11 protein-coding genes are annotated in these 15,495 nt (G+C 43.0%); 10 read left to right on the top strand and 1 reads right to left on the bottom strand.

Annotated features, from left to right (window positions below; translation table 11 throughout):
• Positions 1-48 precede the first annotated feature (48 nt).
• Positions 49-2,145, bottom strand: a complete 2,097-nt coding sequence (locus ACWPV5_RS08355) for a GH92 family glycosyl hydrolase (RefSeq protein WP_454383337.1) — start codon at positions 2,143-2,145, stop codon at positions 49-51.
• A 170-nt stretch (positions 2,146-2,315) separates the two neighbouring features.
• Between ACWPV5_RS08355 and ACWPV5_RS08350 the strand changes: the two genes are divergently transcribed.
• The 10 genes from ACWPV5_RS08350 (at position 2,316) to trhO (ending at position 15,492) form a co-directional block, all read left to right on the top strand.
• Positions 2,316-3,596: a glycoside hydrolase family 125 protein gene (locus ACWPV5_RS08350; RefSeq protein ID WP_454383335.1), complete on the top strand. Its 1,281-nt coding sequence runs from the start codon at positions 2,316-2,318 to the stop codon at positions 3,594-3,596.
• A 204-nt stretch (positions 3,597-3,800) separates the two neighbouring features.
• Positions 3,801-6,446 (top strand): alpha-mannosidase, encoded by a 2,646-nt coding sequence (locus ACWPV5_RS08345; protein ID WP_454383334.1) that lies wholly within the window; start codon positions 3,801-3,803, stop codon positions 6,444-6,446.
• A gap of 83 nt (positions 6,447-6,529) precedes the next feature.
• Positions 6,530-7,399 (top strand): ROK family protein, encoded by an 870-nt coding sequence (locus tag ACWPV5_RS08340; protein WP_261030889.1) that lies wholly within the window; start codon positions 6,530-6,532, stop codon positions 7,397-7,399.
• Complete coding sequence (locus tag ACWPV5_RS08335) at positions 7,393-9,273, top strand: beta-N-acetylhexosaminidase (RefSeq protein ID WP_454383332.1); 1,881 nt, start codon at positions 7,393-7,395, stop codon at positions 9,271-9,273. The genes ACWPV5_RS08340 and ACWPV5_RS08335 overlap by 7 nt, the downstream gene beginning before the upstream one ends.
• Positions 9,274-9,480: 207 nt before the next feature.
• Positions 9,481-10,410, top strand: a complete 930-nt coding sequence (locus tag ACWPV5_RS08330; protein WP_001032150.1) for an ABC transporter permease — start codon at positions 9,481-9,483, stop codon at positions 10,408-10,410.
• A gap of 13 nt (positions 10,411-10,423) precedes the next feature.
• The gene (locus ACWPV5_RS08325) at positions 10,424-11,347 is read left to right on the top strand and encodes a carbohydrate ABC transporter permease (RefSeq protein WP_023945674.1); all 924 of its coding nucleotides are present in this window, start codon (positions 10,424-10,426) and stop codon (positions 11,345-11,347) included.
• 256 nt (positions 11,348-11,603) lie between these two features.
• Positions 11,604-13,085: an ABC transporter substrate-binding protein gene (locus ACWPV5_RS08320; RefSeq protein WP_454383329.1), complete on the top strand. Its 1,482-nt coding sequence runs from the start codon at positions 11,604-11,606 to the stop codon at positions 13,083-13,085.
• A 234-nt stretch (positions 13,086-13,319) separates the two neighbouring features.
• Positions 13,320-14,009: a CPBP family intramembrane glutamic endopeptidase gene (locus ACWPV5_RS08315; RefSeq protein ID WP_454383327.1), complete on the top strand. Its 690-nt coding sequence runs from the start codon at positions 13,320-13,322 to the stop codon at positions 14,007-14,009.
• A gap of 119 nt (positions 14,010-14,128) precedes the next feature.
• The gene (locus ACWPV5_RS08310; RefSeq protein ID WP_261070767.1) at positions 14,129-14,374 is read left to right on the top strand and encodes a bacteriocin immunity protein; all 246 of its coding nucleotides are present in this window, start codon (positions 14,129-14,131) and stop codon (positions 14,372-14,374) included.
• Between the two features lie 131 nt (positions 14,375-14,505).
• Positions 14,506-15,492 carry an oxygen-dependent tRNA uridine(34) hydroxylase TrhO gene (gene trhO, locus ACWPV5_RS08305; protein WP_001030024.1) on the top strand — a complete coding sequence of 329 codons (987 nt, stop codon included), beginning with the start codon at positions 14,506-14,508 and terminating at the stop codon, positions 15,490-15,492.
• The last annotated feature ends 3 nt before the right edge of the window (positions 15,493-15,495 follow it).

The following is a 15,495-nucleotide window of genomic DNA, read 5'->3' as shown; positions in this document are numbered from 1 at the left end:
CATAAGAAAATCTCCTAGCAGGAAAGTCTGCTAGGAGATTTTTGCATTTCAGGAAGTTGATGAGTGATTTGGCAACCAGCTAAGTGTAAAGGTTAGTTGCTCAGCTTTTAGGAGGTCTTGGTGTTGAATAGTTGATACTAGAGTTGTGTCCAGTCGACATTCTTTGATAAAGTTAAAATGGCTGTGGTTTTGCTCAGTATGAATATCTAGCCATTTATTTTCTTTAGCTAGGTAGATACGGAGGTGATTAAAGAGAGGGATTCCGAGGTCATAGCTTGGTTTTCCTGGACAGGTCGGATAAAATCCGAGAGCTGACCAGATGTACCAGGCCGAGAGACTACCATTGTCTTCATCGCCAGGATAGGCTTGCCAGCTTGGATGAAAGGCTTTCTGACGGAGAGTCTTGATGAGAAGGGCAGTGTAGTTAGGGTAATCGCTGTAGCGGAAGAGATAAGGAATGTGGAAGCTTGGCTGGTTGGAAATGGCGAGTTGCCCAAAAGGAGCAGTAGCCATTTCGCTCATTTCGTGAATCTCGTAACCATAACCTGTTGTCTCAAAGAGGGGGACCTCCTGACAAGTCTTCAAAAGATAGTTGCTAAAGGCTTCTTTTCCACCCATAAGCTGGATTAAGTCTGGGATGTCGTGGAGGACACCTAAAGTCGCTTGAATGGCAGAGCATTCAGCGTAGTCTCGTCCCCAACTATAGGGAGAGAAGTCAGGACGGAAGTTTCCTTGATTGTCTCGCGCTCGCATGTAACCTGTCTCAGCATCAAATAGATGGCGGTAATTTTGTGAAGCAGTCCTATAGGATTCCGCGATGTCATTCTGACCAAGTTTTTTGGCACAGCTGGCGATACAAAAGTCACTATAGGCGTAGTCTAGGGTATGGCTAACACTTTCGTGGTGGTCGGTAGAGAGGTAGCCCAGTTCTTGGTATTGGGCTAGTCCGTGGCGACCATTGATGCCGAGAGGGTCGGACTTGGTGGCTGTTTCAAGCATGGCTTGGAGGAGTTCTTCTTCTAGGTCGGTGGCCATGTCCTTGCAGGCGCTATCTGCGATAATGCCGTCTAAAAGGGTACCTGGCATCATACCCCGTTCATCTGGAGCCAACCATTTTGGAAGGAATCCAGTATCACGATAGATATTGAGAAAGCCTTCTAAAAAGCGGTGATAGTGCTCCGGTATGATAAGGGCAAAGAGGGGGAAGGTGGTGCGGAAGGTATCCCAGAAACCATTGTTGCTGAAGAGGACACCAGGCTTGACAGTTCCAGTAGCCAGATCCTTGTGGATGGCGTGCCCTGATTCATCAACCTCATAAAAAGTCTGAGGAAAGAGGAAGAGTCTGTAGAGACAGTGGTCAAAGAAGGTTCGGTCAGCTTCTCCTGTCTCTATAATGTCAAAACGATGGAGGAGATTTTCCCAGTCCGCTTGTGCACTTGATTTACAGCTGTCAAAGTCCTTTTGAGGTAGATTAAGCAGTGCTTGAGAAGGAGAGATGAAAGAAGTTGCTAGCTGAATCTCGGTTTGACTACTTGCTAAGTCAATTCGCCAGTCTTCGCCTTCTTGGCTGATAGCAAGAATATCCGTATTCATTTGCAGGGCAGTGAACATAGTTAGTGGATTTTTGTTGGTTTCAGTTTTACCTTCTTGTCGCAGGGCAAGAGTTCGCTTATCTACTTGCTCTACTGTCAATTCATCTGTTGCGTGAAGATAGAGGGAGAGTGCTTTGCCTTGCTTTTGCTCCAAACGAATAGAAGCACCGTAGTAAGTCGGTGTGAGCTGGGTTTCAATCTGATAGCGCAGGGAGAAAATCTTCAGATAATGAGGTTGGAAAGAGGCTTTTTCGATATCATAAGAAGACTGGCGGTGAAAGAGGCTGTCTCCACCTAGCTGGCCTGTGGCAGGTGTCAGAAGGAGCCAAGAGTAGTCGCCAATCCAAGGACTGGGCTGATGGGTCAATCGAATTCCCTGAAAGATGGGCAGATGCGGATCGAAAAACCAAGCTCCCTCCTGGTCACTGGTCTGGGGCACAAAGTAATTCATCCCAAAAGGAACGCCTGTGTATGGCAGGGTATTTCCCCGAGAAAAGGCATGCTTGCTGGCAGTCCCAAAGCGGGTATCGATGGTTTCAAGTAGTGGTTTCATAGTCTTTCCTTTAGCTGTTTTTCTACATTATATCAGAAAAATGGGGCCTTTAGAAAAGGAGTTTCAAAGATAACTATTTTGTAGAAAAATGACTATCATTTGTGTATGTATTTTCTGCCTCAAAAGCTATATACTGAAAATGAAGCTTGTTTGAAAGAGGATACTGCACGATGATTTATTCAAAAGAAATTGTTAGAGAATGGCTAGATGAAGTTGCAGAGCGGGCTAAGGACCATCCAGAGTGGGTGGATGTTTTCGAGCGTTGCTACACCGACACCTTGGACAATACGGTTGAAATCCTAGAATATGGTTCAACCTTTGTGCTCACAGGGGATATTCCTGCTATGTGGCTTCGGGATTCGACAGCCCAACTCAGACCCTACCTTCATGTGGCTAAAAAAGATGCCCTCCTGCGTCAGACCATTGCAGGTTTGGTTAAACGTCAGATGACCTTGATTCTCAAGGATCCTTATGCAAATTCCTTTAACATTGAGGAAAACTGGAAGGGGCACCACGAGACCGACCACACAGACCTTAATGGCTGGATTTGGGAACGCAAGTATGAGGTGGACTCGCTTTGCTATCCTTTGCAGTTGGCTTATCTCCTCTGGAAAGAAACTGGCGAGACTAGTCAATTTGATGAAACTTTTGTCACAGCGACTAAGGAAATTCTCCATCTGTGGACGGTAGAACAAGACCACAAGAACTCTCCTTATCGTTTTGTCCGGGATACGGACCGCAAGGAAGATACCTTGGTAAATGATGGCTTTGGCCCTGATTTTGCAGTGACAGGTATGACTTGGTCAGCCTTTCGTCCGAGCGATGACTGCTGTCAGTATAGTTACTTGATTCCGTCAAATATGTTTGCTGTAGTAGTCTTGGGTTATGTCCAAGAAATCTTTGCAGAACTAGACCTAGCTGATAGCGAGAGTATTATTGCTGATGCTAAGCGTCTCAAAGCGGAGATCCAAGAAGGCATCGAAAACTACGCCTACACAAGCAACAGCAAGGGCGAAAAGATTTATGCCTTTGAAGTGGATGGTCTAGGAAATGCCAGCATCATGGATGATCCAAACGTACCAAGTTTGTTGGCTGCGCCTTATCTGGGCTACTGTTCGGTTGATGATGAAGTTTATAAAGCAACTCGTCGTACCATTCTGAGCCCTGAAAATCCATACTTCTACCAAGGAGAATACGCTAGCGGTCTCGGCAGTTCCCATACCTTCTATCGCTATATCTGGCCAATCGCCCTTTCTATCCAAGGTTTGACAACAAGGGATAAGGCAGAGAAGAAATTCTTGCTGGATCAGCTGGTTGCCTGCGATGGTGGTACAGGTGTCATGCATGAAAGCTTCCACGTGGACGACCCAACTCTCTACTCTCGTGAATGGTTCTCTTGGGCCAATATGATGTTCTGTGAATTGGTCTTGGATTACTTGGATATCCGCTAATACTCTTCGAAAATCAAATTCAAACCACGTCAGCTTCGCCTTGCCGTACTCAAGTACAGCCTGCGGCTAGCTTCCTAGTTTGCTCTTTGATTTTCATTGAGTATAAGGAGCTCGCCTTCGCTTCACTGATTCTTGGAAAGAATCACAAATTTACATTTAAAACGTTAACAATAAAAATTTAAATTTAGAATGAGGTTTTACTTCATGGAAAATGTTGTCGTACATATTATCTCACATAGTCACTGGGATCGTGAGTGGTACTTGCCTTTTGAAAGCCACCGTATGCAGTTGGTGGAATTGTTTGACAATCTCTTTGATCTCTTTGAAAATGACCCTGAGTTCAAGAGTTTCCACTTGGATGGACAAACTATTGTCCTTGACGACTACTTACAAATTCGCCCTGAGAATCGTGACAAAGTTCAACGCTACATTGACGAAGGAAAATTGAAAATTGGTCCCTTTTACATCTTGCAAGATGACTACTTGATTTCAAGTGAAGCCAATGTTCGCAATACATTGATTGGTCAAGCAGAATGTGCAAAATGGGGCAAGTCAACCCAGATTGGTTACTTCCCAGATACCTTTGGAAATATGGGACAAGCTCCTCAAATCCTTCAAAAATCAGGCATTCACGTGGCCGCTTTTGGTCGTGGTGTGAAGCCGATTGGATTTGACAACCAAGTCCTCGAAGATGAGCAGTTTACTTCCCAGTTTTCAGAAATGTACTGGCAGGGTGCGGACGGAAGTCGTGTTCTTGGGATTCTCTTTGCCAACTGGTACAGTAACGGGAATGAAATCCCAGTTGATAAAGATGAGGCCTTGACCTTCTGGAAACAAAAATTGGCAGACGTGCGTGACTACGCTTCGACCAACCAATGGTTGATGATGAACGGATGTGACCACCAGCCTGTGCAGAAAAATCTGAGTGAAGCCATTCGTGTAGCAAATGAACTCTTCCCAGATGTAACCTTTGTTCATAGTTCTTTTGATGAATATGTCCAAGCTGTGGAAAGTGCCCTACCAGAGCAATTGTCAACGGTGACAGGTGAGTTGACCAGTCAGGAAACAGACGGCTGGTACACACTTGCCAACACTTCTTCATCTCGTATTTATCTCAAACAAGCCTTCCAAGAAAATAGCAACCTCCTAGAGCAAGTTGTAGAACCCTTGACAATTATCACTGGGGGTCATAACCACAAGGACCAGTTGACCTATGCGTGGAAAACTCTTTTGCAAAATGCGCCGCATGATAGTATCTGTGGCTGTAGCGTGGATGAAGTTCACCGAGAGATGGAAACTCGTTTTGCCAAGGTCAACCAAGTAGGAAACTTTGTTAAGAGCAATCTTCTTAACGAATGGAAGGGTAAAATCGCTACAGCTAAGGCTCAAAGTGATTATCTCTTTACTGTCATTAACACAGGCTTGCATGATAAGGTCGATACTGTCAGCACAGTGATTGATGTTGCGACTTGTGATTTTAAGGAATTGCACCCAACAGAAGGTTACAAGAAGATGGCTGCTCTTACTTTGCCAAGTTATCGTGTGGAGGACTTGGATGGGCGTCCTGTAGAGGCTAAAATCGAAGACCTTGGAGCTAATTTTGAGTACGATTTACCAAAAGACAAGTTCCGCCAAGCTCGTATTGCTCGTCAAGTGCGCGTGACCATCCCAGTTCACCTAGCGCCGCTTTCTTGGACAACTTTCCAATTGATGGAAGGAGAGCAAGAACACCGTGAAGGCATTTACCAAAATGGAGTGATCGATACGCCATTTGTAACGGTGAGTGTGGATGACAACATCACAGTCTATGATAAGACAACTCACGAAGCCTATGAAGATTTTATCCGCTTCGAAGACCGTGGTGACATCGGAAACGAGTATATCTATTTCCAACCAAAAGGAACAGAGCCAATCTATGCAGAGCTTAAGGGCTACGAAGTCTTGGAAAACACAGCTCGCTACGCTAAGATTTTGCTCAAACATGAATTGACCGTGCCTGTCAGTGCAGATGAAAAGCTAGAAGAAGAGCAAAAAGGTATCATCGAGTTTATGAAGCGTGAGGCTGGACGGTCAGAAGAATTGACAAGCATTCCTCTTGAAACTGAGTTGACTGTCTTTGTTGACAATCCACAAATCCGTTGCAAGACTCGCTTTACCAACACTGCCAAGGATCACCGTATCCGTCTCTTGGTCACGACTCATAACACGCGTCCAAGCAATGATTCTGAAAGCATCTATGAGGTGGTGACACGACCAAACAAACCAGCTGCTTCATGGGAAAATCCTGAAAATCCTCAACACCAACAAGCCTTTGTCAGTCTGTATGACGATGAAAAAGGGGTGACTGTATCTAACAAGGGATTGAATGAATACGAAATCCTTGGAGACGACATCATTGCAGTGACTATTTTGCGTGCATCAGGTGAGCTAGGTGACTGGGGTTACTTCCCAACACCAGAAGCACAATGCTTGCGTGAGTTTGAAGTCGAGTTTGCGCTTGAATGTCACCAAGCCCAAGAACGCTTTTCAGCCTATCGTCGTGCTAAAGCCTTGCAGACACCGTTTACCAGCCTTCAGCTTGCTAGACAAGAAGGAAGCGTGGCTGCGACTGGTAGCCTCTTGAGCCATTCTGTTCTCAGCATACCGCAAATCTGTCCAACAGCCTTTAAGGTAGCTGAAAATGAAGAAGGCTATGTCCTTCGTTACTACAATATGTGTAGTGAAAATGTGCGTGTACCGGAAAGTCAACATCTCTTCCTTGACCTACTTGAACGACCATACCCAGTTCATAGAGGCCTCATTTCACCACAAGAGATTCGTACAGAATTCATCAAAAAAGAAGAAATTTAATTTCAAAAAGTAAACATAAAAAGAAAGGAGGGGCGAAAAGGTAAGAACTAACTGCTGATTCGCCCCTTTTTATGGTAAAAACAATGACCATTGCAACGATTGATATCGGAGGGACTGGGATTAAGTTTGCCAGTCTGACTCCTGATGGGAAAATACTGAATAAGACAAGCATTCCAACGCCTGAAAACTTGGAGGACTTACTAGCTTGGCTAGATCAACGTTTGTCAGAACAGGATTATAGTGGGATTGCTATGAGCGTTCCAGGCGCGGTCAATCAAGAGACAGGTGTGATTGATGGCTTCAGTGCCGTGCCCTACATCCACGGATTTTCTTGGTATGAGGCGCTTAGCTCTTATCAGATTCCTGTCCATCTGGAAAATGATGCCAACTGCGTTGGACTCAGTGAATTACTGGCTCATCCAGAACTTGAAAATGCAGCCTGTGTCGTGATTGGGACAGGGATTGGCGGAGCCATGATTATCAATGGTAGACTTCATCGAGGTCGCCACGGTCTGGGTGGAGAATTTGGCTACATGACCACCCTTGCCCCTGCTGAAAAGCTCAACAACTGGTCGCAACTAGCGTCAACTGGGAATATGGTGCGCTACGTGATTGAAAAATCTGGTCAGACTGATTGGGACGGTCGCAAGATTTACCAAGAGGCTGCAGCAGGCAATGCCCTTTGTCAAGAAGCCATTGAGCGGATGAATCGTAATTTGGCGCAAGGTTTGCTTAATATCCAGTATCTCATCGATCCAGATGTCATCAGTCTGGGAGGCTCTATCAGTCAAAATCCAGATTTTATTCAAGGTGTCAAGAAGGCTGTAGATGACTTTGTTGACACCTACGAAGAATATACGGTCGCACCCGTTATCCAAGCCTGCACCTATCATGCAGATGCTAATCTCTACGGTGCCCTTGTCAACTGGTTACAGGAGGAAAATCAATGGTAAGATTTACAGGAATTAGTGACAAACAAGCGCAAGCTATTGAGGTTTTAAAAGGTTACATCTCTCTACCAGATGTAGAGGTAGCTGTCACTCAGTCTGACCAAGCCTCTATCTCTATCAAGGGTGAGGGTGGCCACTATCAATTGACCTACCGCAACCCCCACCAACTTTATCGTGCCTTGTCCTTGTTGGCAACGGCTCAAGCAGAATCTGACAAGGTCGAAATTGAAGAACAAGCAGCTTATGAAGATTTAGCCTATATGGCAGACTGTTCTCGAAATGCGGTGCTGAATGTGGCTTCTGCCAAGCAGATGATTGAGGTCTTGGCTCTCATGGGCTACTCAACCTTTGAGCTTTACATGGAAGACACCTACCAGATTGAGGGACAACCTTACTTTGGTTATTTCCGCGGGGCTTATTCGGCTGAGGAGTTGCAGGAAATCGAAGCCTATGCCCAGCAGTTTGACATGACCTTTGTGCCCTGTATCCAGACTTTGGCCCACTTGTCAGCCTTCGTCAAATGGGGTGTTAAGGAAGTGCAGGAGCTCCGTGATGTGGAGGATATTCTTCTCATTGGCGAAGAAAAGGTCTATAACCTGATTGATGGCATGTTTGCTACCCTATCTAAATTGAAGACTCGCAAGGTCAATATTGGGATGGACGAAGCCCACTTGGTTGGTTTGGGACGTTACTTGATATTGAACGGTGTTGTGGACCGTAGTCTCCTCATGTGCCAACACTTGGAGCGCGTGCTGGATATTGCTGACAAATATGGTTTCCACTGCCAGATGTGGAGCGATATGTTCTTTAAACTTATGTCAGCAGATGGCCAGTACGACCGTGATGTGGAAATTCCAGAAGAAACTCGTGTCTACCTAGACCGTCTCAAAGACCGAGTGACTTTGGTTTACTGGGACTATTATCAGGATAGCGAGGAGAAATACAATCGCAACTTCCGCAACCATCACAAGATTAGCCATGACCTTGCCTTTGCAGGGGGAGCTTGGAAGTGGATTGGTTTCACACCCAACAACCATTTCAGCCATCTCATCGCTCTTGAAGCCAATAAAGCCTGTCGTGCCAATGACATCAAAGAAGTCATTGTAACAGGTTGGGGGGATAATGGTGGTGAAACAGCCCAATTCTCTATCCTACCAAGCTTGCAAATCTGGGCAGAGCTCAGCTACCGCAATGACCTAGACCGTTTGTCTGCTCACTTCCAGACCAATACAGGTTTATCGGTTGAAGATTTTATGCAGATTGACCTTGCTAATCTCTTACCAGACCTATCAGGTAATCTCAGCGGTATCAATCCCAACCGCTATGTCTTTTATCAGGATGTTCTCTGTCCGATTCTTGACCGACACATGACACCTGAACAGGATAAGCCACACTTCGCTCAGGCTGCTGAGACGCTTGCTGACATTAAAGAAAAAGCAGGAAATTATGCTTACCTCTTTGAAACTCAGGCCCAGTTGAATGCTATTTTAAGTAGCAAAGTGGATGTGGGAAGACGCATTCGTCAGGCCTATAAAATAAACGATAAGGAAAGTCTGCAAGAAATCGCAAGACGAGAATTACCAGAACTCAGAAGCCAAATTGAAGACTTCCATGCCCTCTTTAGCCATCAATGGTTGAAGGAAAACAAGGTCTTTGGCTTGGATACGGTTGACATCCGTATGGGCGGACTCTTGCAACGCATCAAGCGTGCAGAAAGCCGTATCGAGGCTTATCTGGCTGGTCAGATTGACCGCATCGACGAGCTAGAAGTGGAAATTCTGCCATTTAACGACTTCTACGCAGACAAGGACTTCGCAGCCACAACAGCCAACCAGTGGCATACTATTGCGACAGCTTCAACGATTTACACGACCTAAAACAAGAACACCTTGCTTGGCGCAGGGTGTTTCCCGTGAAACATCCCTTTCTTCAAAAGTACTCCACATAAAATAATTTGTGGAGTTTTTTCTATAATTAGGAGTTTAACCTAATCTGCAAATAGGAGTATACTAATAATGTAATCGTTATCAAAAGTCTAAAAAGGAATTTTTAGATGGATATAAAAATAAAAAAGGGAGGAAATTATGAATAAGTTTTCAAAGACCTTGAGAGACAACTGGATCTTTCTCTTGATGGTTTTACCAGGGGCACTCTGGTTGATTCTATTCTTCTACATTCCAGTATTTGGGAACGTGGTTGCCTTCAAAGACTACCACATGACCAGTAATGGTTTCATAGATAGTATCATGAATAGTAAATGGGTCGGACTAGATAATTTCAGATTCTTGTTTAGTTCAAAAGACGCCTTTATTATCACACGAAATACTGTCCTCTACAATCTTGGCTTTATCTTTATTGGCTTGATTGTATCTGTAGGGATTGCCATTATTCTCAGTGAGCTCCGTTCTAAGAGAATGGTTAAGATCTTCCAAACTTCCATGTTGTTCCCTTACTTCTTGTCTTGGGTTATCATCAGTTTCTTTACAGATGCCTTCCTAAACATTGATAAAGGGGTGTTCAACCATTTCCTAGAATCTATTGGAATGAAGGAAATCAATTTCTACGCTGACTTGGGTATCTGGCCATATCTCCTACTTTTCCTAGGTATTTGGAAAGGTTTTGGATATAGCAGTGTCATGTACTATGCGACAATCATGGGAATTGATCCAACCTACTACGAAGCAGCAACAGTGGACGGAGCCAGCAAATGGCAACGAATTCGCAATGTAACCATTCCGCAGTTGACACCGTTGGTAACCGTATTGACTATCCTGGCAGTCGGAAATATCTTCCGTGCAGACTTTGGTCTCTTCTACCAAATCCCCCACAATGCTGGTCAGCTTTATAACGTAACCAACGTCTTGGACGTATATGTTTATAATGGTTTGACCCAGACAGCGGATATTGGGATGGCTTCAGCAGCAGGTCTCTACCAATCAGTTGTTGGCTTGATTCTGGTTATCCTATCAAACTTACTGGCAAGACGAGTTGATCCAAACTCAGCCTTGTTCTAGAAAGGAGGAGAATATGGCAGAAAAGAAAATTAAAAAAGAAAAAATTGATAATGTCGGCATTCACTCCTTCAGTAAGAAAGCAGATATCTTCTTCAGTATCATTTCTGGTTTGATCGCCCTCTCTTGTATCCTACCTTTTGTATTCGTTATCGTTATTTCGGTGACAGATGAAAAGAGTATCCTCCAAAATGGATATAGCTTCTTCCCATCCCAATTCGGTTTAGACGGTTTTGAATTTTTGGCACAGTTTAAGGATAAAATTCTCCAAGCCCTCTTCATCTCAGTCTTTGTAACAGTGGTGGGGACTATCACAAACGTTTTTATCACAACAACTTATGCCTACGCTATTTCACGGACAACCTTTAAGTATCGCAGATTCTTTACGATTTTTGCCCTTCTTAGTATGTTGTTCAACGCTGGTTTGGTACCGGGCTATATCGTGGTCACTCGTTTACTTCAACTTGGTGATACAGTTTGGGCATTGATTGTTCCAATGCTTCTCTCACCATTTAACATCATCTTGATGCGTTCCTTCTTCAAGAAGACCATCCCAGAAGCCATTCTTGAATCCGCTCGTATCGATGGTGCCAGTGAAGCCCGGATTTTCTTCCAAATCTGTTTGCCATTGTCACTACCAGGTATCGCAACCATCACGCTCTTAACAGCACTTGGTTTCTGGAATGACTGGTTCAACGCCCTTCTTTATATCAAGAGTGACAACTTGTATCCATTACAATATTTGCTGATGCAAATCCAACAAAATATGGATTACATCGCCAAAGCAGTCGGCCTATCTGGCCAACTGGGAGTTGCTCTACCGAAAGAAACAGGACGTATGGCCATGGTTGTGGTCGCAACCCTTCCAATCGCGATTTTGTATCCATTCTTCCAACGCTACTTTGTAAAAGGTTTGACTATCGGTGGTGTGAAAGAATAGTGCTTGTTGAGAAAAATCATTTCTCAGTTCCCAACTTCCCTTGTGTGAAGTTAATACTCTTCTAAAATCAAATTCAAACCGCGTCAACGTCGCCTTGCCGTAGGTATGATTACTGACTTCGTCAGTTTCATCTACAACCTCAAAACAGTGTTTTGAGCAGCCTGCGACTAGTTTCCTAGTTTGCTCTTTGATTTTCATTGAGTATAAGATCATTACATTGTTTATAAGTTTAAAAATAAAAAAAGGAGTTTTTGTCATGAAAAACTGGAAAAAATATGCTTTTGCATCTGCTAGCGTAGTCGCTTTGGCTGCCGGTCTTGCCGCTTGTGGAAACCTTTCAGGTAACAAAAAAGCTGCTGACTCAGCTTCAGGTGAAAAACCTGTTATCAAAATGTACCAAATCGGTGACAAACCAGATAACTTGGATGAATTGCTAGAAAATGCTAACAAAATTATCGGTGAAAAAGTTGGTGCCAAATTGGATATCCAATATCTTGGATGGGGTGACTATGATAAGAAAATGTCAGTTATCACATCATCTGGTGAAAACTATGATATCGCCTTTGCATCTAACTATGTTGTAAATGCTCAAAAAGGTGCTTATGCTGACTTGACTGACTTGTATAAGAAAGAAGGAGCAGAGCTCTACAAAGCACTTGACCCAGCTTATATCAAAGGTAACAGCATTAACGGTAAAATTTACGCAGTTCCAGTTGCAGCCAACGTTGCATCATCTCAAAACTTCGCCTTCAACGGAACACTTCTTGCTAAATACGGTATCGATATTTCAGGTGTCACTTCATACGAAACACTTGAACCAGTCTTGAAACAAATCAAAGAAAAAGCTCCAGATGTAGTGCCATTTGCGGTTACTAAGAACTTTATCCCATCTGATAACTTTGACTACCCAGTTCCAAATGGACTTCCATTCGTTATCGACCTTGAAGGAGATACCACTAAGATTGTAAACCGTTACGAAGTACCTCGTTTCAAAGAACACTTGAAGACTCTTCACAAATTCTATGAAGCTGGATATATTCCAAAAGACGTAGCAACAAGCGATACTTCATTTGACCTTCAACAAGATACTTGGTTCGTTCGTGAAGAAACAGTAGGACCAGCTGACTATGGTAACAGCTTGCTTTCACGTGTTGCCAACAAAGATATCCAAATCAAACCAATCACTAACTTCATCAAGAAAAACCAAACAACACAAGTTGCTAACTTTGTCATCTCAAACAACTCTAAGAACAAAGAAAAATCAATGGAAGTGTTGAATCTCTTGAACACTAACCCAGAACTCTTGAATGGTCTTGTTTACGGTCCAGAAGGCAAGAACTGGGAAAAAATTTCAGGTAAAGAAAACCGTGTTCGCGTTCTTGATGGCTACAAAGGAAACACTCACATGGGTGGATGGAACACTGGTAACAACTGGATTCTTTACATCAACGAAAATGTTACAGACCAACAAATCGCAGACTCTAAGAAACAATTGGCAGAAGCTAAAGAATCTCCAGCGCTTGGATTCATCTTTAACACTGACAGTGTGAAATCTGAAATCTCAGCAATCTCTAATACAATGCAACAATTCGATACAGCTATCAACACTGGTACTGTAGACCCAGACAAAGCTATTCCAGAATTGATGGAAAAATTGAAATCTGAAGGTGCTTACGATAAAGTATTGAAAGAAATGCAAAAACAATACGATGAATTCTTGAAAAACAAAAAATCATAAGATCGATTGATTTCGTGTATTCATTCCTAATTCCTAAAAACTGAATCACTGTTTTCCTCAGTCTTATCTGGGGGAGGCAGTGATTTTTTGGAACAAAGGCATGGATATCTATGTTTCGGATTTTTCCTCTTAAACCATTCAGGAAATCTTAAGCACTATTTAGGATTTGGAGTAAGGATTTAGGAAATTATGGCTTATATTAGAGATATTCCGAGATTACAAAGGAGAGTTCACATGAAAAAGTATCAACTTCTATTCAAAATAAGTGCTGTCTTCTCTTACCTATTTTTCGTTTTTGGCCTTTCTCGGCTGACGCTTATTGTTCAAAATTATTGGCAATTTTCTTCCCAGATTGGCAATTTCGTCTGGATTCAAAATTTCTTGAGTTTGCTATTTAGTGGAGTCATGATTTGGATTCTGTTTAAGACAGGGCACGGCTATCTTTTTCGCATTCCGAGAAAAAAATGGCTTTGGTATTCGATTTTGACAGTATTAGTGGTAGTGCTCCAGATCTCTTTTAACGTTCAGACAGCTAAACATGTTCAGTCAACTGCTGAAGGTTGGGCTGTATTGATCGGTTATAGTGGGACCAACTTTGCTGAGCTAGGTATCTATGTAACCCTGTTTTTTCTGACTCCACTTATGGAAGAGCTAATCTATAGAGGATTACTGCAACACGCCTTTTTTAAGCATTCGAGATTTGGCCTTGATTTGCTTCTTCCGTCAATTTTATTTGCTCTTCCTCATTTTTCAAGCCTGCCTAGTTTGTTAGATATCTTTGTCTTTGCAACAGTTGGAATCATCTTTGCCGGTTTGACCCGCTATACCAAGAGTATTTATCCATCCTATGCGGTGCATGTGATCAATAATATTTTCGCAACATTACCATTTTTGCTGACTTTTTTACACAGGGTATTTGGGTAAAATATTGGTACGAGAGTTAGGAATGATAGTTTATCAAATTTATAAGTGAGTTTCAGGAGGAAAATGAGAATGACATATTAAAATGGTTTGCAGGAGGAAGTGAAAGACGTTGTGAAGCCATGTCGATCATAAATCATCTATTGGAAGATATAAAGGATACGCCTCAACTGACTCCTTTGAAAAATCAGTTAGTGAGTTATAAAAGACGATTAGAGGACGATGGGACTTCTACCCCATTTATATTGAGTCAAATGAATGTTGACATCTCACGTATGTTAATTGACAATAAGCTGATTCTGTCAGAAAGTCAAGCTGAGCAGATCAAAAAATTGAGAGAATTATCTGCTATTCGCTATAGTTACTGATGAAGTGCAGGGATAAATCCCTTTCTACAATTTCCAGTCAAATAAATTGCATTCGTTTTCTCAAGCAGGTATACTAGTATAGTTAGATGAAAAATTCTGAAAATTTAAGAATAGAAAAGAGAACAAATCTTATGGCAAAAGATATTCGTGTCTTACTTTACTACCTTTATACTCCAATTGAAAATGCAGAGCAATTTGCTGCAGACCACTTGGCTTTCTGTAAATCAATCGGCCTTAAAGGCCGTATCCTAGTCGCTGACGAGGGAATTAACGGAACAGTTTCAGGTGACTACGAAACAACTCAAAAATACATGGACTATGTTCACAGCCTCCCAGGCATGGAAGACCTCTGGTTCAAGATTGACGAAGAAAGTGAACAAGCCTTCAAGAAGATGTTTGTTCGCTACAAGAAAGAGATTGTCCACCTTGGTTTGGAAGACAACGACTTTGACAACGACATCAACCCACTTGAAACAACAGGTGCCTACTTGTCTCCAAAAGAGTTCAAAGAAGCCCTTCTTGACGAAGATACAGTTGTCCTTGACACACGTAACGATTACGAGTATGATCTAGGACATTTCCGTGGGGCTATCCGCCCAGATATCCGCAACTTCCGTGAGTTGCCACAATGGGTCCGTGATAACAAGGAAAAATTCATGGACAAACGTGTCGTGGTTTACTGTACAGGTGGCGTTCGCTGTGAGAAATTCTCAGGTTGGATGGTCCGTGAAGGTTACAAAGATGTTGGCCAATTGCACGGAGGAATCGCAACTTACGGTAAAGATCCAGAAGTCCAAGGTGAGCTTTGGGATGGGAAAATGTACGTCTTTGACGAGCGTATTGCCGTGGATGTTAACCATGTCAACCCAACCATCGTAGGGAAAGACTGGTTTGATGGAACACCATGTGAACGTTATGTCAACTGTGGAAATCCATTCTGTAACCGTCGTATCTTGACATCAGAAGAAAATGAAGACAAGTACCTTCGTGGATGCTCACACGAGTGCCGTGTTCACCCACGTAACCGCTATGTTTCAGAAAATGAATTGACACAAGCTGAAGTTGTCGAGCGCCTAGCCGCTATCGGTGAAAGCTTGGATCAAGCAGCTACAGTATAATAT

This window comes from Streptococcus sp. Marseille-Q7156 (assembly GCF_965119495.1).
Note: the sequence above shows the minus strand (reverse complement) of the source record. Positions and strands in the feature narration are given on the sequence as shown.